22 protein-coding genes and 1 tRNA gene are annotated in these 19,711 nt (G+C 66.3%); 9 read left to right on the forward strand and 14 right to left on the reverse strand.

Annotation, left to right across the window (positions count from 1 at the left end; all coding sequences use genetic code 11):
• Positions 1-334 precede the first annotated feature (334 nt).
• The 3 genes from NNY25_RS11340 to xth all read left to right on the forward strand — a co-directional run bounded on the left by NNY25_RS11340 (position 335) and on the right by xth (position 2,382).
• Positions 335-1,240, forward strand: a complete 906-nt coding sequence (locus NNY25_RS11340; protein ID WP_265571731.1) for a M23 family metallopeptidase — start codon at positions 335-337, stop codon at positions 1,238-1,240.
• 87 nt (positions 1,241-1,327) lie between these two features.
• Entirely contained in the window at positions 1,328-1,606 is a 279-nt protein-coding gene (locus NNY25_RS11345; protein ID WP_276591840.1) for a HesB/IscA family protein, read from the forward strand.
• On the forward strand, positions 1,606-2,382 hold the full coding sequence (gene xth / locus NNY25_RS11350) for an exodeoxyribonuclease III (protein ID WP_265571762.1): 777 nt from the start codon (positions 1,606-1,608) through the stop codon (positions 2,380-2,382). The genes NNY25_RS11345 and xth overlap by 1 nt, the downstream gene beginning before the upstream one ends.
• A 3-nt stretch (positions 2,383-2,385) precedes the next feature.
• Here xth and NNY25_RS11355 read toward each other — a convergent pair whose 3' ends face one another.
• The gene (locus NNY25_RS11355; protein WP_265571735.1) at positions 2,386-3,525 is read right to left on the reverse strand and encodes an N-acetyltransferase; all 1,140 of its coding nucleotides are present in this window, start codon (positions 3,523-3,525) and stop codon (positions 2,386-2,388) included.
• A gap of 140 nt (positions 3,526-3,665) precedes the next feature.
• Here NNY25_RS11355 and NNY25_RS11360 point away from each other — a divergent pair, with 140 nt between their 5' ends.
• The gene (locus NNY25_RS11360) at positions 3,666-4,766 is read left to right on the forward strand and encodes a fatty acid desaturase family protein (protein ID WP_265571736.1); all 1,101 of its coding nucleotides are present in this window, start codon (positions 3,666-3,668) and stop codon (positions 4,764-4,766) included.
• 1 nt (position 4,767) lies between these two features.
• Here NNY25_RS11360 and lptG read toward each other — a convergent pair whose 3' ends face one another.
• Together lptG and NNY25_RS11370 are read right to left on the reverse strand one after the other, a co-directional pair.
• The gene (lptG, locus tag NNY25_RS11365) at positions 4,768-5,868 is read right to left on the reverse strand and encodes an LPS export ABC transporter permease LptG (protein ID WP_265571738.1); all 1,101 of its coding nucleotides are present in this window, start codon (positions 5,866-5,868) and stop codon (positions 4,768-4,770) included.
• Entirely contained in the window at positions 5,865-7,097 is a 1,233-nt protein-coding gene (locus NNY25_RS11370) for an LptF/LptG family permease (protein WP_265571740.1), read from the reverse strand. The genes lptG and NNY25_RS11370 overlap by 4 nt, the downstream gene beginning before the upstream one ends.
• Before the next feature lie 116 nt (positions 7,098-7,213).
• On the opposite strand from NNY25_RS11370, the gene NNY25_RS11375 reads away from it, so the two are divergent.
• Both NNY25_RS11375 and NNY25_RS11380 read left to right on the forward strand, forming a co-directional pair.
• The gene (locus NNY25_RS11375) at positions 7,214-8,188 is read left to right on the forward strand and encodes a diacylglycerol/lipid kinase family protein (protein WP_265571742.1); all 975 of its coding nucleotides are present in this window, start codon (positions 7,214-7,216) and stop codon (positions 8,186-8,188) included.
• 1 nt (position 8,189) lies between these two features.
• The gene (locus NNY25_RS11380; protein ID WP_265571743.1) at positions 8,190-9,083 is read left to right on the forward strand and encodes a hypothetical protein; all 894 of its coding nucleotides are present in this window, start codon (positions 8,190-8,192) and stop codon (positions 9,081-9,083) included.
• Here NNY25_RS11380 and NNY25_RS11385 read toward each other — a convergent pair.
• The 6 genes from NNY25_RS11385 to NNY25_RS11410 all read right to left on the reverse strand — a co-directional run bounded on the left by NNY25_RS11385 (position 9,040) and on the right by NNY25_RS11410 (position 15,144).
• Positions 9,040-11,031, reverse strand: a complete 1,992-nt coding sequence (locus NNY25_RS11385; protein WP_265571744.1) for an ATP-binding protein — start codon at positions 11,029-11,031, stop codon at positions 9,040-9,042. The genes NNY25_RS11380 and NNY25_RS11385 overlap by 44 nt on opposite strands.
• 38 nt (positions 11,032-11,069) lie before the next feature.
• On the reverse strand, positions 11,070-12,281 hold the full coding sequence (gene spt, locus NNY25_RS11390) for a serine palmitoyltransferase (protein ID WP_265571746.1): 1,212 nt from the start codon (positions 12,279-12,281) through the stop codon (positions 11,070-11,072).
• Positions 12,278-12,520, reverse strand: a complete 243-nt coding sequence (locus NNY25_RS11395; RefSeq protein WP_265571747.1) for an acyl carrier protein — start codon at positions 12,518-12,520, stop codon at positions 12,278-12,280. Before NNY25_RS11395 ends, spt begins: the two co-directional genes overlap by 4 nt.
• Positions 12,521-12,589: 69 nt before the next feature.
• Positions 12,590-13,489, reverse strand: a complete 900-nt coding sequence (locus NNY25_RS11400) for an NAD-dependent epimerase/dehydratase family protein (RefSeq protein WP_265571748.1) — start codon at positions 13,487-13,489, stop codon at positions 12,590-12,592.
• Complete coding sequence (gene obgE / locus NNY25_RS11405; protein WP_265571749.1) at positions 13,486-14,535, reverse strand: GTPase ObgE; 1,050 nt, start codon at positions 14,533-14,535, stop codon at positions 13,486-13,488. Before obgE ends, NNY25_RS11400 begins: the two co-directional genes overlap by 4 nt.
• 9 nt (positions 14,536-14,544) lie before the next feature.
• Positions 14,545-15,144, reverse strand: coding sequence for a TetR/AcrR family transcriptional regulator (locus tag NNY25_RS11410; protein WP_265571750.1), 600 nt, complete (start codon positions 15,142-15,144; stop codon positions 14,545-14,547).
• An 85-nt stretch (positions 15,145-15,229) separates the two neighbouring features.
• On the opposite strand from NNY25_RS11410, the gene NNY25_RS11415 reads away from it, so the two are divergent.
• Positions 15,230-16,087: a metal-dependent hydrolase gene (locus NNY25_RS11415; RefSeq protein WP_265571763.1), complete on the forward strand. Its 858-nt coding sequence runs from the start codon at positions 15,230-15,232 to the stop codon at positions 16,085-16,087.
• Here NNY25_RS11415 and NNY25_RS11420 read toward each other — a convergent pair.
• The 5 genes from NNY25_RS11420 to NNY25_RS11440 form a co-directional block, all read right to left on the reverse strand.
• A complete protein-coding gene (locus NNY25_RS11420) occupies positions 16,084-16,626 on the reverse strand; it encodes a GNAT family N-acetyltransferase (protein WP_265571751.1) in 543 nt (180 codons plus the stop codon). The genes NNY25_RS11415 and NNY25_RS11420 overlap by 4 nt on opposite strands.
• Before the next feature lie 181 nt (positions 16,627-16,807).
• The gene (gene rpmA, locus NNY25_RS11425; RefSeq protein WP_265571752.1) at positions 16,808-17,077 is read right to left on the reverse strand and encodes a 50S ribosomal protein L27; all 270 of its coding nucleotides are present in this window, start codon (positions 17,075-17,077) and stop codon (positions 16,808-16,810) included.
• A 2-nt stretch (positions 17,078-17,079) separates the two neighbouring features.
• On the reverse strand, positions 17,080-17,595 hold the full coding sequence (gene rplU / locus NNY25_RS11430) for a 50S ribosomal protein L21 (RefSeq protein WP_265571753.1): 516 nt from the start codon (positions 17,593-17,595) through the stop codon (positions 17,080-17,082).
• 139 nt (positions 17,596-17,734) lie between these two features.
• Complete coding sequence (gene hspQ / locus NNY25_RS11435; protein ID WP_265571754.1) at positions 17,735-18,085, reverse strand: heat shock protein HspQ; 351 nt, start codon at positions 18,083-18,085, stop codon at positions 17,735-17,737.
• Positions 18,086-18,132: 47 nt separating this feature from the next.
• Positions 18,133-18,825, reverse strand: a complete 693-nt coding sequence (locus tag NNY25_RS11440) for an SDR family NAD(P)-dependent oxidoreductase (RefSeq protein ID WP_265571755.1) — start codon at positions 18,823-18,825, stop codon at positions 18,133-18,135.
• 138 nt (positions 18,826-18,963) lie between these two features.
• On the opposite strand from NNY25_RS11440, the gene NNY25_RS11445 reads away from it, so the two are divergent.
• Positions 18,964-19,054: transfer RNA gene (locus NNY25_RS11445), tRNA-Ser, on the forward strand.
• A 180-nt stretch (positions 19,055-19,234) separates the two neighbouring features.
• Positions 19,235-19,381: a hypothetical protein gene (locus tag NNY25_RS11450; protein ID WP_265571757.1), complete on the forward strand. Its 147-nt coding sequence runs from the start codon at positions 19,235-19,237 to the stop codon at positions 19,379-19,381.
• Positions 19,382-19,711 lie beyond the last annotated feature (330 nt).

Genomic DNA, 19,711 nt, shown 5'->3' on the forward strand with positions numbered 1-19,711 from the left:
TTAAGGCGAACGCGCGAAACGCTTTTTTTGTCCCTGCTTGTCCGTTCGAAGATTCGGCGGAAAGCTGCGGATTCCATTTACTCAGCGTTAAAAGGTTAATTTAGCGCAAGGTTTGAGCTCAACTCGTCGTGTTCGATGAGCCGTTCGTCCTGCAACCCGGAACCCGCGCTTGAATTGCTTAACCATTTGCGCGCAGTTTTACCCTTCATCGCCGCATCGGGTCTCTTTTGTCCCGTTCGGCACGGGGAGCGGGGAAGTCCTCGATACAGTTTTAGGGCGTTCGGCACGACTTTTAGGGAAAGCCGGTCGGACGATTTTGGGAGCGGGGATCGAGATGGGCAACACGCTGGCATTCGCCAAGACACTGGTTCGCGGTCGTGAACTCTACGTTCGCGATGGCGAAACTGTGCGCCGTCTCGGCGTTCCCGCCTGGGCCCAGCTGACGATCTTCGCGCTTTTCCTGGCCCTTGTGGGCTGGTCCTCCTTCGCCACCGCGCGCTTCATCACCGCCCAACAGGCGGTGGTTTCGTATGAGGAGGAGGTCAACCGCCACCAGCTTCTCGAGCAGCGCCAGAAAGCGCTCGCCGCGATGGCAACGACGCTCGCCGACGAGAAGTTCTCGGCCGCGGTCGAACAGCTCGAGGAACTCGGCGTCGACGCGCAGGCGCTCGGCACGGGCGGCCCCTACCAGCCGGTGACCGAAGGCGATGCGACCTTCAAGCAGCTGTTCCAGAGCTGGAAGAAGCTCGACAACCTCTCGGACGGCGCGATCGCCGTCCCGTCGGAAAAGCCGGTCAAGTCGGCGGTCCTCACCTCGGGCTACGGCACCCGCAACGACCCGTTCAAGGGTCGCCGCGCGCGTCATGGCGGCCTCGATCTTGCCGGCCCGATCGGCACGCCGATCTACGCGACTGCCGACGGCGTCGTGCTTCGCGCGGGCTGGAACAGCGGCGGTTACGGCAACCTCGTCGAGATCGACCATGGTCGCGGCATCGTCACCCGCTACGCCCACATGTCGAACATCGCGGTCAAGGCGGGCGACCGCATCGCGCGCGGTACGCAGGTCGGCAAGATGGGCTCGACCGGGCGTTCGACCGGCAGCCACCTTCACTATGAAGTCCGCATCGACGGCAAGGCTGTCAACCCGATCCCCTTCATGAAGTCGACCGACTATCTGGTCGCGATGAAGGAATCGAACGAATCGATGGAAGAACTGGGCCTGGGCGGCGGCGACCGCTAAGCGGCTTGCCCCCGCGAGGGGGGCTTCCTATCTAGCGTTCCCGTGAACGCCATTTTCCTCACCGACAATGCAGCGCGCCGCGTGGCGATGATTGCCGACAAGCAGGGCAAGCCTGCCATCCTGCGCCTTTCGGTCGACGGCGGCGGCTGCGCGGGCTTCACCTACAAGTTCGAACTCGGCGAAGTCGAGGACGGCGACACGCTCGCCACGAGCGAAGGCGCCACCCTGGTGGTCGACCCGGTCAGCCTCGATTTCCTGAAAGGGGCCGCGGTCGATTTCGTCGAGGACCTGTCGGGGGCCTCGTTCCGCGTCACCAATCCCAACGCGGCCAGCGGGTGCGGGTGCGGATCGAGCTTCTCGATCTGATGAAGATCGTCACCTTCAACATCAACGGCATCCGCGCGCGGCTCGAGCGGCTGGTCGAGTATCTTGCGGCGGAAAAGCCCGACATCGTGTGCCTGCAGGAACTGAAGGCGGGCGACGACGCGCTCCCGGCCGATGCGTTCGAGGAAGCGGGCTATGCCGGCGTCTGGCACGGCCAGAAGGGTTTCAACGGCGTCGCGATCCTGGCCAAAGGGACGAAGCCCGAATTGCGCCGCAAGGGCCTTCCCGGCGATCCCGACCCCGATCAGTCGCGTTACATCGAAGCCGAAGTGGACGGCCTCGTCGTCGCGTCGATCTACCTGCCCAACGGCAACCCGATCGGAACCGCGAAGTTCGCCTACAAGCTGGAATGGATGGAAAAGCTGCGGCTGCATGCGGCCGACCTCCTGGCCGCGGAGCGTCCGACGGTGCTGGCGGGCGACTACAACGTCATCCCCGAGGACCGCGACACCTGGTCGCGCTCGGCGATGAAGGACGATGCGCTGTTTCAGCCCGAGAGCCAGCAGGCGTTCCGGCGGCTGGTCGCGCAGGGCTGGACCGATGCGCTGCGGCTGTTCCACCCGGACGAGAAGCGCCTCTACACGTTCTGGGACTATCAACGCGGCGCCTGGCAGCGCGATGCGGGCTTTCGCATCGACCACCTGTTGTGCAGCCCGCAGGTCGCCGACCGTCTGACAGGGGCGAACGTCGACAAGTGGGCGCGCGGCGAGGAGAAGGCCTCCGATCATGCGCCGACCTGGATCGGCCTCGCGGACTAGCCGCTACAGCGCCTTTTCGTAGACCCGGTAGGTGTGGTTGGTCTCGGCGCCCGGTAGCTGGGCGATCGACATCATGCCCTGGTTGTCCTCGAGCACCCAGCCGAACTCGCCGAAGTTGATCCCATATTTGTCGACGCACACGCGGCGCGTGAACTCGATCATCATGAAGGCGAGCTGGCTGGCGACGCGGCCGCCCTGCAACTCCTTGACCACGCCCATCAGCGGCACGCGCACGCGCTTGGTCTTCGGATCGCGCAGGCGCCACAGCAGCTTGGCCCAGCCGAACGGGAAAAGCCGCCCGTCGAGATCGGCGATCATCTCGTTGACGTCGGGGATGGTCAGCATGAAGGCGACCGGCCTGCCGTCGAGCTCGGCGATCTTGACGAGGTCCTCGACGATGATCGGCTTCAATTTCTTCGCCCCGAACGCGATTTCGGCGTCGGTCAGCGGGATGAACCCCCAATTGTCCGACCAGGCGTCGTTGAGGATGTTGAGGATGATCGCCGCTTCCTTGTCGAAGTTCGACTTGTCGACGTCACGGATGACGATGCGGTCGGATTTCTCGCCGGCCTTGATCAGCCGCTCGATGACCGGGATCATGTCGATACGGATGTCGAGCGAGAAGGTGTGGAGGTCCTTGGCCTTGGCGTAGCCTGCGCCCTCGATCCAGCCGCGATATTCGGGACGGTGGTGTCCCATCATGACCATCGGGCTCTCCTCGAACCCCTCGATGAGCAGGCCGGGCTCGTCCCAGATCGAGATGCTGATCGGGCCGAGCGCGCGCGTCATGCCCTGGTCGCGCAGCCACTCCTCCGCCTTCGCGATCAGCGCCGCGGCGGCTTCGGGTTCGGTCGCCTCGAACATGCCCCACTGGCCGGTGCCGGGCTGCATGTGCTGCTGCACGAGATCGTCGACCTGCGCGGTCACGCGCCCGACCACCCTGTCGCCGCGTAGCGCCAGCCATGCCTCCAGCCGTCCATGTTCGAACCAGGGATTGACCTTGGGGTCGAGCAGCCCGTGGACCTCGCTCTTGAGGGGCGGGATCCAGTGGGGATCGTCACGATACACTTCCCAGGCGAAGTCCACGAAGGCCTTGCGGTCGCCGCGCGTTTCGACGCGTTTGAGGGTCAAGGGTGCATTCATGCTCCCTGCGCTAGACGAGCGCGTGTCCCTTGTCATCACGCCTCGGCGTGACCATCTGGCAATTTGCGGCGGATCAAGGCGGTTCGCCATCTTCACGCCCAATTTGCCTTGCAGGGGGCGCGGGAAGACAAGGCATTGATATGACGACCGATACGCTACCCTTCACGGCCTCCGAAGCCGGCGCGCCGAGTCTGCGCCGCGCCGCTGCGCGCGGTGACGACAAGGCGATGCTCAAGGCCGCCGCGCAGATGACGCGCGACCTCAATCGCCCCGATGCGCGCATCTACTGGGCCGACCTGATCGGTTCTGCCGTGCTCGGCTACGGCGCGCTGGCGCTGTGCATCGCCGACCGCGGCGGGATCGCGTCCTATTTTGCAGGGGTGGTCGCGGTGCTCGCTCTGTACCGCGCCGGCAGCTTCATCCACGAGATCGCGCACATCAAGAAAGGCGACCTGCCGTGGTTCCGCTTCGTGTGGAACCTCATCGTCGGCGTCCCGCTGCTCGCCCCCTCCTTCATGTACGAGGGCGTGCACAACCAGCATCACGCCAAGACCAAGTACGGCACGATCGACGATCCGGAATATCTCCCGCTCGCCTCGATGAAGCCGTGGAGCCTGCCGCTCTTCCTGATCTTCGCCGCGCTCGCGCCGGTGCTGCTGCTCGGCCGCTTCGCGATCCTCGCGCCGCTCTCGGCGATCTGGCCCGCGCTGCGCCGCCAGGTCGTGGGTCGCTATTCGGGGCTTCAGATCAATCCTCAGTTCGTGCGCGAACCCGCTCAGGGCAGCGACGCGCGCAATTGGCGCTGGCAGGAGGTCGCCGCGAGCGCCTGGGCGGTCTCGCTGATCGCACTGATGGCGACCGGCATCCTCCCGATCCGTGAATTCCTGATCGTGCTCGGCGTGATGAGCGGCGTGATGTTCCTCAACCAGGTGCGCACCCTCGTTGCCCACCTGTGGGAGAATGAGAGCCTCGAGCCGATGAGCGTGACCGACCAGTATCTCGACAGCGTCAACGTGCCCCCGCCGGGCACGCTGCCCGCGTTGTGGGCGCCGGTGGGCCTGCGCTACCATGCGCTGCATCACCTGCTTCCCGGCGTGCCCTATCACAATCTGGGCGAGGCCCACCGCCGCCTGACCGCCGAGCTGGAAGCCGAGAGCGCCTATCACGCCTCGCACCACCGCGCGCTGCTGCCGCTGGTCGGCCGGATCGCGCGCTCGACGATGAAGCGCCGCGCGGCCTGATCTACTCTTCGGAGCGGATCAGGACCGTCTCGCCGATCACGAAGAACAAGAGGAACGGGCCCCACGCCGCGACGATCGGCGGGTAGACCCCGGCATTGCCCATCGCGAGCGCGAAATTGTCCGCGACGAAATAGGCAAACCCCAGCGCCATGCCGATGACGGCGCGCAGCAGCACCTGCCCGGACCGGGCCAGCCCGAAGGCCGCTACCGCCGCCAGCAACGGCATCAGCAGGGTCGACAGGGGCGCGACGATCTTGTGCCACCAGCCCGCGCGCGCGGCCTCGCTAGGGCGCCCCGCGGCGTCCAGCCCGGCAATGTCCTCGCGCAGTTCGAGGATGTCGCGCGCGGTCGGGTCGACCTTGGCGAGGAGGAAGCGCGACGGCTCCACCCCGGACAGGCCGGTGCCGCGCGCACCCTCGGTGACGAGGTTCATGCCGCTGTCATAGGTCCGCAGCCCCGTGAACGCCCAGTCGCCGTCCGCGCGAGGAACCGCGCGCTCGATCTCGGTAATGGTCGTCAGGCTGCCGCCCTCGCGGCGGTAATAGGTCAGCCCCTCGAGGTGGAAGTCGAGCCCGCGCCCTGCCGCGTGGTCGGCGTGGACGAGGTCGTCGCCGACCGCCAGCCAGACGTTCGAGACCACCCCCGTTTCCGGCGGGACGGGACGATATTCGTTGTCGGTCCACGCGTTCACCGCGCGCGCCGAATTGACCACGACCGTCTCGTTGAACACGAACAGGACCGCGGCGACGCCGAGGCTGGCAATGATCAGGGGGGCGAGAATCTGGTGGGCGGACAGGCCCGCCGCCTTCATCGAGATGACCTCGCTATGCTGGTTAAGCGCGGTGAAGGCGATCAGCGTGCCGAGCAGCACCGAGAATGGCAGGAAGCGCGACATCAGCAGTGGCAGGCGCAGCTGGACGTAGCGCCACAGCTCGGCCTCGCCATTGCCCTCGACCGCGAGGATCTTGCCGCTCTCGCCAAGGAGGTCGAGCATCATCAGCACCAGCACCAGCGCGACCAGGACGGCGAGGCTGCGCGTGACGAACAGGCGCGCCATGTAGAGCGCGAGCCGCCGCGAGGGGAGGAAGTCGGTGTTGATCATTCGCCCGCCGCCGCTGCCTTGCGCGCCGCCAGCGCCCGCGCGCGCGGATCGGGAACGATCTTCTTCACCGCCTTCGACAGCTTGGCGAAGAAGGCCTCGAGCGCGCCGATCGGCTGGCCGCCGGGGCGGTGCGCGATGACGTGGTACATCCAGAAGATCAGCGCGACGAAGAACAGGAAGGGCAGCCACAGGGCGACTTCGGGGTTGAGACGCCCCTGGGCGCCGGCGCCTTCCGCATACTGGTTGATCTTGTGGTAGGTCACCACCATCACGATCGCCACGAAGATGCCGAGCGAGGACGAAGAGCGCTTGGGCGGCACTGCCAGCGCCACCGCCAGCAGCGGCAGCATCAGCATCATCACCACCTCGACCAGGCGGAACCCGACATTGGCGCGCGCGGCGCGCTGGATGTCGGCGTCGGTGTTGGGCCTCATGTAGGCGAGCTTGAACACCTCGGGCAGCGTCAGTTCGCGAATCTCGTTGCCGCGTCCGCGGAAGGCATCGATCGCGGGCAGGCTGATCGGCAGGTCGTAGGCGTCGAACGAGAGGGTACGCGGGGTCGGGAAGTCGGTGCTGTCCTGGATCAGTCGACCGTCGCGCAGGCGGAAGATGATCGTGTCGGGATCGTCGGTTGCGAGAAACTGGCCCGCGCTCGCGGTGGCCGCGATCTTCTCGCCCTCGCCGTCGTCGAGCGCGACGAAGATGCCCTTGAGGCGCGTGCCCTCGGCTTCGCTCTCCTCGATCCGCAGCGTCATCTTGTCGCCCATCTTGTTGAACTCGCCGACCTTGATCGAGGCACCGAGCGCGCCCGAGCGAAGATCGAAGCGCAGGCCCTCGTAATTGTAGCGGGCATAGGGCTCGACATAGGAGACGATGAGGAGGTTCAGCAGCAGCAGCCCGAATGCGTACATGTAGGGGATCCGCAGCATGCGGGTATAGCCCACCCCGATGCCGCGAAGGCTGTCGAGCTCGCTCGAGAGCGCGAGCTTGCGAAAGGCGAGGAGGATGCCGAGCAACAGCCCGATCGGGATGCCGAGCGAGAAATAGTTGGGCAGCATGTTGGCCAGCATCCGCCACACCACGCTGACCGGCCCACCTGCCGAAACGACGAAATCGAACAGGCGGAGCATCTTGTCGAGGACGAGCAGCATCGCTGCCAGCACGAGCGTGCCGATCAGCGGGACCATGATGGTCCGTGCGAGATAGCGGTCGATCAGCCCGAGCTGCACCTTTTGGTCGTCCTGCCACCATGATTTGGCCGCATTGCGGCACGAAACAGCAGCGCCATAAGGCACAGCTGCCTTCACCGTAAACCCTAGACCCGCGAACGAGTGCCAACGACCCCATGACGACGCCCCGCATCGCCCTCCTCTCCAACCCCTGTTCGACCGGCAACCGCGCCTCGCTGCCGCGGATCCGCGACTATTGCGCGGGCCAGGCGGACATCTTCCATTACGAGGTGGACGAGGCGGAGCAGATTGGCGAGGCGGTGCGCACCATCGCGCAGGTCAAGCCCGCCATGCTGGTGATCAACGGCGGCGACGGGACGGTGCAGGCGGTGCTGACCGAACTGCACAATGTCGACCATTTCGACGGAGCGACCCCGCCGGTCGCGGTCCTGCCGAGCGGCAAGACCAACCTCATCGCGCTCGACCTTGGCGCGCAGGGCGACCCGATCGCCATGCTCCAGAAGTTGCAGGCCGTGGTCCGCGGCGGGATCGAACCGCACATCGTCGCGCGCGAACTGATCGCGCTGCGCCAGGGGCAGGACGACCAGAACCCGGTGATCGGCATGTTCCTGGGCGGTGCGGGCCTTGCCGACGTGATGCTCTACTGCCGCAACCGTATCTATCCGCTCGGCCTGCCCAACGGCGTCAGCCACTTCCTCACCGCGATCGCGGTAGTGATGCAGCAGCTGTTCGGCCTCAAGGGCAAGTCGCTGCCGCCCGAGCCGCGCGAGATGACCCTTTCGCTCGGCCAGCGCGCGCCGATGCTCGGCCGCTTCTCGCTGCTCATGGTGACCACGCTCGACAAGCTCCTGCTCAACCAGGAGATGGCGAGCGAGGGGCAGGGCGGGCTCAAGCTGATCGTCGTCGAACAGCGTCGCTGGGCGCTCCTTAGGGCGATGGGCGCAAGCATCATGGGCAAGCTCGGCCGCAGCAAGGTCGAGGGCGTCCACATCGAGCAGACCGATGCGGTGTCGATCGAGGGCGATGACAGCCAGGTGATCCTCGACGGCGAGATGTTCTCGGCGAAGATCGGGCGTCCGATCCTCCTCCAGCCCGCCCGTCCGCTCTCGTTCGTCCGCCTCGCGGCCTGACGTGACCCAGCCCCTTCGCGCCCTCATCGCGGCCGAGCTCGCCGAGCCGGTCGATCCGCGTGTCGCCGCCATGGCCGCGGCCATCGCCGCCGAACATGGCGAGGCGTCTCGCGCGGTGCTGTTCTACGGCAGCTGCCTGCGCCAGAACGAGCTCGAAGGGCTGATGCTCGATTTCTACCTGATCGTGGACAGTTACGAGAAAGCCTACGAGAAGGGCTGGCTGGCCAAGGCCAACGCGCTCATCCCGCCCAATGTCTTCCACTTCCAGCATGACGGGCTGGTGGCGAAGTATGCGGTGCTCGACGAGGCCGATTTCGCCCGCGAGAATTCGACCGATGCGCGCAGCGTCTCGGTCTGGGCCCGCTTCGCACAGCCGGTGCGGCTGGTGTGGAGCGCCGACGAGAAAGCGCGCGAGGGAGTCATCAACGCGGTCACGCAGGCGCCCGTCACGCTCTTCTCGCTGACGCTGCCGGTGATGGCCGATCCCGATCCCGATCCGGTCGCGGTGTGGAACCGGGGCTTCCAACTGACCTACGGCGCCGAACTGCGCGCCGAGCGCAAGGGCCGCGGCGGGTCGATCATCGATAGCGACCCCGAGCGCTACGCCGCGGTTGGCGCTGCGGCGCTCGACGCCGCGCGTGCGGCGGCCTCGGGACGCAGCGCGGCAGCGGCAGGACGTAAATGGAAGCGGCTCCAGGCCAAGGGAAAGTGGCTTTCGGTGGCGCGGCTAGCCAAGGCCAGTGCGACCTTCAACGGCGGGGCGGAATATATCGTTTGGAAGATCAACCGCCACGCCGGCACGCAGATCGAACTCAGCGAGTTCCAGAAACGGCACCCGCTCTACGCAGCGATCACCCTGCTGCCGCGGCTCCTTCGCTCGGGTGCTGTGCGCTGAACCCGGCGCGTAGCGCGGAAGCGACCGCGCTCGACAATCCGCCGACGGTGAAGGGCTTGCGGAGGATTTCGTAGCCGGTCAGTTCGTCGCTTTCGCCTTCGCCGACATAGCCGGTGACGAACAGCACGGCGACGTCGTCCTGCAGCAACTTCAGTTCGCGGACCAGTTCGGGACCCGTCATCTCGGGCATGATGACGTCGGTGATGACGAGGTCGAACGCGCCCGGCTCGAACAGTTCGAGCGCTTCGCGCCCGCTGCCGCAGCTGCGCGGGTCGTAGCCGAGATCCTCTAGCGCGCCTACGGTCGCGGTGCGCACGCGCGGGTCGTCCTCGACGAGGAGGATGCGCGCGTTGGCGCACACGATGTCGTCATCCTCGCGCATCTGCGCGGCGGCGGCCGGATGGACTTTCACCTTGTCCTGCTCCTGCGTGCTCCTGGGCAGGTAAAGCGACACGGTCGTGCCCCGGTCGACCTCGGACACGATCCCGACCTCGCCGCCCGATTGGTGGACGAAGCCGAAGATCTGGCTGAGCCCGAGGCCGGTGCCCTTGCCCACTTCCTTGGTCGTGAAGAACGGCTCGAACGCGCGCTCGCGCACTTCGTCGGTCATGCCGCACCCCGTGTCGGTGACCGAGATCCTGAGATAGTCGCCCGCGGCGATGTCGCCGACCTCGCCCGACTTCATCGTGACGTTGTCGCTCTCGATGGTGAGCTGGCCGACGCCGCTCATCGCGTCGCGCGCGTTGACCGCGAGGTTGAGCAATGCGTTCTCGAACTGGTGAGCGTCGACGAAGACCGGCCAGGCGTCCTTGTCGAGCCGGATGTCGACGCTGACCCGTTCGCCGAGCGTGCGGTCGAGCAGGTCCTTCATCGATTCGATGACCGAGGCCGACTTGATCTTCTCTGGCATCAGCGGTTCGGAGCGCGCGAAGGAGAGGAGGCGGCGCGTCAGCGCGGCGGCGCGCGTGGCGCCTTCCATGGCGTTGGTGAGATGGGTCAGGAGTTCGCGGCGCGGTCCGTCGATGCGGCGGCGCGCGAGGTCGAGCCCGCCGACGACGACCGCGAGCATGTTGTTGAAGTCGTGCGCGATGCCGCCCGTCAGCTGGCCGACCGCTTCCATCTTCTGGACCTGGCGCAGCTGCGCTTCGGCGGCCTGGCGTTCTTCCGCCTCGGCCATCAACGCCTCGTTGGCGGCGAGCAGTTCGGCGGTGCGCTCCGCGACCGCGGCCTCTAGCGCGTCGGCGCGTTCGGCTTCGCTCTCGGCTTCCTGCTTGGAAGCGAGATACTGGCGCAGCGTCTGGATCGAGAGGCCACCGAGCGCGATCGCCATTGCGGCGACGATCACCCCGAGCCAGCTCAAGTAGTCGGTCAGCCGGTCCGCTTCGGCCGAGAAGAGCTGGGCCGTCTCGATCGAGTCGGTCAGCTTGGTGCGTTCCGCGTCGGCGATTTCCTTGAGCTTTGCGGAGAGGGCAGGGCCGGTCGGCGAAAGGCCGGCCTGGTAGAAGAGCGCCATGCCGCCCGATCCGCGCTTGGCGGCGGCCGCGCGTGCGGCGGTAGCCAGTTCCTCGCCGCGCAGGTCGAAAAGGCCGCGCAGTTCGGCCACGCGCTTGCGCTGCTGCGGATCGCGCGCCACGAGCCGCCCGAGCTGGTTGAGCTGGACGCGGGCGAGGCGCCATTCGTTGTAATAGATGTTGCCGCTGGTCTCGACCGCCTCGTCGAGCACGAAGCGCCCGAGCGCGGCTTCCGAATTGGCGAGGCTGGCATCGAGCGTGCGCGTCAGCAGCGAGACGTCGTAGGCGTGGCGTTCCTGCACCTGCGCGCGCTCGCGCTCCTCGTTGCTCGCCGAAACGAGATAGACCATGCCGAGAAGGACGAGCGTGAGGAGCAGCGCGACGGCCGCCGCTGCGCCGCGTCGCAAGTCGATGCCCCTGACTTCCCCGCCCATCATGACGCCATCCTAGCGAGAAGCCCCCGACGGGAAAAGAGTCAATCGATGCAGCCGGTTGCGCGTCCCGCGCGCTCGAACATGCCAAGGATTTCCTGCACTTGCGCACTCGAATGCTCGGCGCACAGCGAGCAGCGCAGCAGGGTCATTCCGGCCGGCGTCGCAGGCGGGCGGGCGAGGTTGACGTAAAGGCCTTCCTTGAGGAGTGCCTCCCACATCATCGCGCCCTTTTCGAGGTCGGGCATGATCACCGAGATGATCGCCGACTGCGGCTCCTTGGTGCCGAGCTCGAAGCCGAGGTCGGTGAGGCCCTTGTGGAGCGTGCGGCTGTTTTCCCACAAGTGCGCGCGCTTGTCCTTGGCGTGCATGATCTTGCGGACCGACGTCGCGGCCGTCGCGACCACGCTGGGCGGCAGCGAGGCGGTGAACACGTAGCCGCGCGAGACGAGGCGCAGGATTTCGAACTTGGGATGGTTGGAGACGCAATAGCCGCCGACCGTGCCGACCGATTTCGAGAAGGTGCCGATGATGAAGTCGACATCGTCGATCACGCCCTGCGCTTCGCACACGCCGCGGCCATGTTCGCCGATGAAGCCCATCGAGTGCGCTTCGTCGACCAGCACCATCGCGCCGTATTTCTTGGCGAGAGGCACCATCTTGTCGAGCGGCGCGACGTCGCCGAGCATCGAATAGACGCCCTCGAGGATGACCAGCTTGCCGGCGTCCTCGGGGAGGCGCTTCAGGCGCTTCTCGAGCGCTTCAACATCGTTGTGGCGGAACGGAACGACATTGGCGTTGCCCATCGCGCACCCGTCATAGATCGACGCGTGGCTGTCCATGTCGAGGATGATGTAGTCGTCCTTGCCCGCGATCGTCGAGATGATCCCGGTATTGGCGAGATAGCCGGTCGAGAAGACCATCGCGCCCTTCATGTCGAAGAACTCCTTGAGCGCTTCCTCGACATCCTTGTGGCCGGCATAGGTGCCGTTGAGGACGCGGCTGCCCGTCGTGCCCGAACCGAATTCCTCGAGCGCCTTCTTGCCCGCCGCGATCACGTCGGGGTCGAAGGTCATGCCCATGTAGTTGTAGGTGCCGAGCAGGATTGTCTCGCGCCCGTTGCAGATCGCGACGGTCGGCGAGATCACCTTCTCCATGACGAGGCTGAACGGGTCGGTGACCCCGGTCGCGAGCAGGTTGTCGCGGACCGCGATCAGTTCGTCGAACTTGTCGAAAAGGTCGCCGGACCCGTTCATTCGGCGAGGTCCTTCACGGCGTCGACCAGCTGCCCGACCTTCTCGATCTCGGCCTGCTGGTTCATGGTGATGAGGATATCGAACTCGTCCTCGACCTCGGCGACGAAGTCTAGCACGGTGAGGCTGTCCCATTCGAGGTCCTGCGCGAAGCGGGTGTCCTCGGACACATCGACGCCCTTCTTGTTGAACTGGTCGATCAGGTTGAAGATGCGTGCTTTCACGTCGTCGCGGTCAGTCATGGGCCCTCGCCTTAAAGTCAGGGATGCGGATAAGCAACGAAGTGCGGCGCAAAAAGGGCGGGCTTGGGGTCAAATCCAGCCTTTCTCGCGGTACCAGTCGGCGGTCGCGCGCAGCCCCTGCTCGGTCGGGATGGCGGGCGACCAGAATGCGGGGCGACGTTCACGGGTGACCACCCAGTCGGGATGGCAGAAATAGGCCGCCCGGTCGGGGGTGAGCTTGGCCTTCCTGCCGCGCACGAAGCGGTCGGCGAAGGCGGCGGCGCGCAGCACCCCGCCCGGCATCGACAGAGTGATCGCGTCGCGCCCGACTGCGCGGCCGAGCGCCTCGGCGAACTCGACATGGCTCCAGCCGTTTTCGCGCGCATCGTCGGGCTCGTAGGTCGCGCCGGCCTGTCCACCGCCCTCGGCGAGGCGCAACAGCAGGTCGGAGAGGTCGTCGGCGTGGATCAGCGACAAGCGCCCCTTGGGCGGGAGCATGACGACCCCGCGCCGCGCCATCTTGAACAGTTCCAACGTCTCGCGGTCGCCCGGGCCGTAGACGGCGGGCGGGCGCACGATGACCGCGTCGAGCGGGGAGGTCAGCACCTTGGTTTCCGAGCGCGCTTTCGACGCGCCGTACTGGGACAGGCCGGGTTCGCGCGCTGCCAGCGAGGAAACGTGGACGAACCGCGAGGCGCCGCCCCTGGCTGCGGCCGCGAGCATCGCCTGCGTGCCCTCGACGTTGCCCTTCTCGAAGCCGGCCGCGTCGGGGGCGTTGATGACACCCGCGACATGGATGACCGCGTCCGCGCCCTCGGCCAGCCGCTCAAGCGCGTCCCGGTCCTCGAGCGCGCCCGGGATCCAGTCGAGCCGCTCGCGGGATTGCTGGTCGTGGCGGGTCAGGGCGGCGATCGTGTGACCGGCGTCGAGCGCGCGAGCGAGGAGGCGCTGCCCGACGAACCCTGTCGCCCCGGTCAGCGCGAGCTTCACAGCGGCGACCAGCCCTTCTCGTCCTCGCTCTCGTCGTCCGTCGTCTTCGGTACAACGCGTTCAGGCAATTTCTCGATGACGCGGTCCAGCAACGACTCGATGCCCCGCTGGGCGGCGGCGCTGACCACCAGCGGCGTCTTGCCCGTCTCCCTCTCGAGCTCCTCGATCGCGATCGCGATGACGTCCTCGTCGACCGTATCGGCACGCGAGAGGACGAGGATTTCCTCCTTGTCGGCGAGCCCCGCGCCATAGGCGTCGAGTTCGTCGCGCACGGTGCGGTAGGCCTTGGCCGGATCGCCGCCGTCGGCATCGACGAGGTGGATCAGGAGCTTGGTGCGTTCGACATGGCCGAGGAAGCGGTCGCCGATCCCGGCCCCTTCCGCCGCGCCCTCGATCAGCCCCGGAATGTCCGCCATCACGAAGCTGCGGCCCTTGTGGAGCACGACGCCGAGCTTGGGGTGGAGCGTGGTGAAGGGGTAGGCGCCGACCTTGGCCTTTGCGTTGGTGACCGCGTTGAGCAGCGTCGACTTGCCCGCATTGGGGAGCCCGACCAACCCGACATCGGCGAGCAATTTGAGGCGCAGCCACACCCAGGCTTCCTCGCCCGGTTCGCCCGGCTGGTGCTGGCGCGGGGCGCGGTTGGTTGAGGTCTTGTAGCTGGCGTTTCCGCGACCGCCCATGCCGCCCTTGAGGAGGCGCACTTCCTGCCCCTCCTTCGTGAGGTCGGCGATCAGCGAGCGCTCCTCGTCGTCGGCGAGGATCTGGGTGCCCACGGGCACGTCGATGACGAGGTCCTTGCCGCCCGCGCCGGTCATGTTGCGCCCGGCGCCGCCTTTGCCGCGCGGGGCACGGAAATGCTGCGTGTAGCGAAAGTCGATCAGCGTGTTGAGGTTGGGCACGGCGCGGAACACGATGTCGGCGCCCTTGCCGCCGTCACCGCCGTCGGGGCCGCCGAACTCGATATATTTTTCGCGTCGGAAGCTGACGGCACCGGGGCCGCCGGCACCCGAGCTGACATAGATCTTGGCCTGGTCGAGGAAATGCATGGCGCCCCCTTAACGGCCCGGGCGGCCTTTGGTCACCCCATTTTGATATTCGCCCAGCACCGCAAGCACCTGGCGCACCGCGATATCGTAGCTCGCCTCGTGCTCAAGATCGGTCGCGCGCGCCATTTCGTGGCCGACCAGGCTGTCGCCGACCGCGAGCAGGACGAGCCCCAGCGTGGCGCGGTCGAGCGGGCGATCGTCGCCGTCGGCGGTGATGTCCTTGACCACCTGCGCGACGGCGCTCTCGATCGGCTCGAGCGCGTCGCGGCGCCCCGAGAGCACGACCCAGGCGATCAGCTGGCCAATGCCCTGTTCGCGAAAAGCGAGGAACATTTCCTCGACCACGCGGCGCAGCTTGGTCTTGCCGAGGCGGTACTGGCCGATCGATCCGGTGATCGAAGCGGCCACGTCGCGGGCGATCTCATCCGCGAGCGCGCCGTGCAGCCCATCCACCGAACCGAAATGATGGAGCAGGTTGGCGTGGGTGCGCCCGATCCGCGCACCGACCGACTTGAGCGTGATTGCGCTCATGCCCTCTTCGACGAGCAGCGCGCGCGCGGCGGCAAGCGCGGCGGCGCGACTTTCCTCGGGGGTCATGCGTTTACGCATTCGTAACCTTATTGACATCAATGTCAGTTATGCGAGGATGCCTCGCATAGAGTCGCTTTGGAGAAACATCGTGCCGACCGCAAGCATGCAGCCCGCCGACCTGACGATCACCCCGCGCGATCGCCGCTTCGGCCGCGACGAGAAGACGCCGCGCTGGTGGCACGGGGGCGATCCGTACGCGACCGCCTTCTACAACGCGCTGTCGGTGACATTCCCGAAGGGCGAAGCCTTTTTCGTCGAGAGCGTTCGCGCCTTCCGCGAGGGCGCGGACCCGCGACTGGCGAAGGAGATCAAGGCCTTTACCACGCAGGAAGCGATCCACAGCCGCGAGCATGCCGCGTTCAATAATCGCGTGAAGGATTCGGGCTACGATGTCGCCCCGCTCGACGCCTATGTCGACGCGCGCATGGAGATCGCCAAGGCGCGCCCGATGATCGTCCAGCTCGCCGCGACCATGGCGCTCGAACATTTCACCGCAATCCTCGCGCACGAGCTGCTCGCCAACCCGAAGCATCTCGAAGGCGCCGACAAGGCGAGCGCGGACCTGTGGCGCTGGCACGCGGCCGAGGAGATCGAGCACAAGGGTGTGGCCTACGACACCTGGCTCCACGCGACGAAGGACTGGACCCGCTGGAAGCGCTGGAAGGTCAAGGCGCTGGTGATGGTCGACGTGACGCGTCACTTCATGGCAGGCCGCGCCGAGGCGATGATGGAGCTGCTGCGCCAGGACGGGATCACCGGCGCGAAAGCCAAGTGGAAGATGTTCCGATACGCATTCGTCTCGCCCGGCATGGCGCGCCGCGTGCTGGGCATGTGGCTGACCTATTTCCTGCCGCGTTTCCACCCGTGGCAGCATGACGACCGCACGCTGATCGCCGCCTACGAGGCGAGTGTCCCCAACGGCGAGGAGACCTTCGCCAAGAAGGTCCGCTACGCCGCCTAGGCGGCCATCGCACCCGTAAGCTCGACCCCTCCGGACAGGTCCAGGCGATAGAGGCGCGTCGCGGCCTCGCGCCCGCGCCCGCAGCTATAATGCATCGCGGTGCGTCCGGTCGGGGTGAAACCGAGCTTTTCCAGCACGCGGCCAGACGCGGGATTGTCGAGGAAGTGCGCCGCCTGGAGCGACTTCAACCCGATCGTGCGCGCGATCTCGAGCGCGGCGCGGCCCGCCTCGGTGGCGATCCCGCGACCCCAGCGCTTGCGTGCGATCCAGTAGCCGTAGTCGATCCCGCCGTCCTTGAAATCGAAGCCGCAAGCGCCGACCAGTTCGGGCGCACCCGCGGTACGTTCGAAGATCAGGAAGGTGGGCAGCGGACCCTCGTTCATCGAGGCGAGAAACGATTTCGCATCCTCGATCCCGTAAGGCCAAGGCGCGCGCGCGAGGTTGCGCACGATTTCGTGCTCCGCGATGGCCTGCGCCAGCTGCGGTGCGTCTTCGGGGAAACCGGGCCGCAACAGCAGCCGCCGGGTCCGTGCGAACATTTCGAGCCTCCTCCACAAGTCTCGCAGCCCCGCTAGCGGGACTTCGTGACAGTTCGGGGAGAAGGGTCTTTCAAAAACGCGAAAAGGGGAGGAGGGACCGGCCCTTCTCCCCTTTGTTCGAAAATCGTTTCAGACTTTCCGGACCGTCCTCCTGGGACCGTCCGTCATCGACTGATCCCGATTATTCCGCAGCCTCGGCCATCGCTTCGACATGCACGTATTTGCGGCCGAGCTTGCCGTCGCGAAACGCGACCTTGCCGTCGATCAGCGCAAAAAGCGTGTGGTCGCGGCCAAGGCCGACATTCGTACCCGGGTACCACTTGGTCCCGCGCTGGCGCACGAGGATGTTGCCGGCGACGACGTTCTCGCCACCGAACTTCTTCACACCAAGGTACTTAGGATTGGAGTCGCGACCGTTCTTGGACGAGCCGCCAGCCTTTTTATGTGCCATGGTTACTTCTTCTCGGTCTTCTTGGCGGCAGGCTTCTTGGCAGGAGCCTTCTTGGCCGCAGGTTTGGTGGTCGCCGCCTTCTTAGCAGGTGCAGCAGCCTTTGTCGATTTCTTCGCAGGTGCAGCATCGGCCTTCTTGGCAGGCGCTGCCTTCTTCGCCGCGGGCTTGGCGTCGGCCTTGGCCTCTTCCTTCTTCGGAGCCGCCTTCTTGGCCGCGCCCTTGCCGCCGATCGACACGATCTCGAGGATCGTGTGCTGCTGGCGGTGGCCGCGCTTGCGACGATAGTTGTGGCGACGGCGCTTCTTGAACACGGTCACCTTCTCGCCCTTGGCCTGGGCGACGATCTTGGCCGCGACGGTCAGGCCGTCGGTCGACTTGAGGTCCGAGCCCTCGCCGGCCAGCAGGACATCGGTGAGGTCGACGCTGTCACCGGCTTCACCGGTCAGCTTCTCGACGACGATTTTGTCTCCGGGGGCGACGCGATACTGCTTGCCGCCCGTGCGCACGACTGCGAACATTGGCTCTCTCTCAACTAACGAATCTCATGGCCGCGCCCGAGGGCCGCTAGAGCGGACTCCGCGCGGGGATGGCGCCGCCTATGGCAAGAGGGCCGCGCTGTCAACCGGATGGGGGCGCAAAGCCCACAAAATTACGTGCTTAGTGGCGGTGTTCTCGACGGAGCGTGTAGCGCGCGCCGTCGAATGCCTCGAACAGGCTCGCGATCGCGGGGTGATCGACCGGCTCGCCTTCCTCGTCGCGCACCAGGTTCTGCTGGCTGACATAGGCGACGTAGCTGCTCTCCGCATTCTCGGCGAGCAGGTGGTAGAAAGGCTGGTTCTTGGCCGGGCGGATCTTCTCGGGGATCGCCTGGTACCACTCCTCGGTGTTGTCGAATTCGGGGTCGACGTCGAAGATGACGCCGCGGAAATCGAGCAGGCGGTGGCGGACCACTTCGCCGATGCCGAACGAGGCGGCGGGAATCGCATTGGGCTGGAACTTGGAATTCATGGCCTCAATGTAGGCGCGCGGCGCGCTTGGACAAGGCCGACCGGGGGTCAGGGGTCGACGCGCTTGCCCGCCCAGTCGAAATGGTGGCCGCTATCGGCGGGCGCGAGCCCCTCGATCACGTCGAGCAGGTGCGCCGCGCTCTTCTGCGGCGTGAAGAGCTGCGCGTCGGGCACGCCGCGCTGAAAGGGCTTGGACAGCGCGGTGTCGACCGTTCCGGGATGGAGCGCGGCCACGACCATCTGCTCGTGCGTGCGCGCGAGGTCGATGGCGAGCGTGCGCAGCAGCTGGTTGAGCGCGGCCTTCGAGGCGCGATAGCCGTACCAGCCGCCCAGCCGGTTATCCCCGATCGAGCCGACCCGCGCCGACAGCGCCGCGAAGGCGGCCGGCGCATTGCGCGGCATCAGCGGCAGGAAATGGCGCGCGACCAGCAGCGGCCCGCTCGCATTGACCGCGAACAGTTTCGCCAGCGGCGCGGCTTCGAGCATCTTCCAGCTCTTCTCGGGCGCGATCTCCTCGTCATGGAGGAGGCCCGCGGCGACCATGACGAGGTCGTAGGGCCCGCCGCCTTCGAGCGTCCGTGCGGCCGTCGCGATCGTCTCCTCGTCGGCAAGATCGACCGGCGGGTCGGACCGCCGCGACAGGCGCCTCACCTGCGCCCCGCGTTCCTCGAGCGCGTCGGCGAGCGCGCCGCCGATGCCGCCGCTCGCGCCGACGATGATGGCGTTGGAAAATCGGGTCATCGGGAAGGGCAATCCGGCGGGGCGGGGGCGGGTTCCGGCACGTGACATACAATAGGTCTTTTCAACCCCGCGATCGGTTGCTAGAGGCGCGCACCGACCCGGGCCGCCCAAGCGTGCGGCCTGCCGTCCTGCCGATGCGGAGAGGTGGCTGAGTGGTCGAAAGCGCTGCACTCGAAATGCAGTGTACGGTAACCCCGTACCGTGGGTTCGAATCCCACCCTCTCCGCCATCGCAAAAGGGGCGTCCCGAAAGGGGCGCCCCTTTTGCGATGATGGTGCTGTCAGACTAATTCGCACTTTCCTGCAATTGGGCGCAAAACGGTCTTTGACGCGTTTGGTCAGCCCATGAGCTGACGCCACTTGGTCAGGGCGGCCGTGCGGCGCTGCTTGTAGGTGGTGCGATCGACGAGGTGGCGTTCGGTGCGCAGGACTGCGACCTGTCGCGCGTCCTTCCCTCGGATCGGACCGCCGCGGGCAGATCCTTGATTTCCCACTATCTCTTCACGCCCTGGTTCGACGTGACGCAATTCCCGCTGCTTTCGGTGCTCGAGCAGTAGGGCATCCAACGGGACGAAGCCGAGCGTGCGCCCTATGCGTGTGAAGTGCGGGGGGGGGGGCTGACAATCGCGCCCTTTCAGCGAACGTCGACATCCGCCTTTGGTGTGACGTGCCGTCTTCTCGGCTGGCACCACGGTTAAACGCACCGCGACGAACGCGTGCACAATCGACTGCGATGCAGGTTAAGTCATTCGTTTAGCGCCATATTCCTACTGACATCGTGGAAAATGGACCTTTTCCGCCGTTTTCAGGACGATTTTTTCTGTCCTGACGGGTTGAATCGCATGGCCACGAGGCGTAGGGTCCCCAACTGAGGCAGTCTGCCCGGG

Source organism: Sphingomicrobium nitratireducens, from assembly GCF_026157035.1.
Classification (GTDB): Bacteria; Pseudomonadota; Alphaproteobacteria; order Sphingomonadales; family Sphingomonadaceae; genus Sphingomicrobium; species Sphingomicrobium nitratireducens.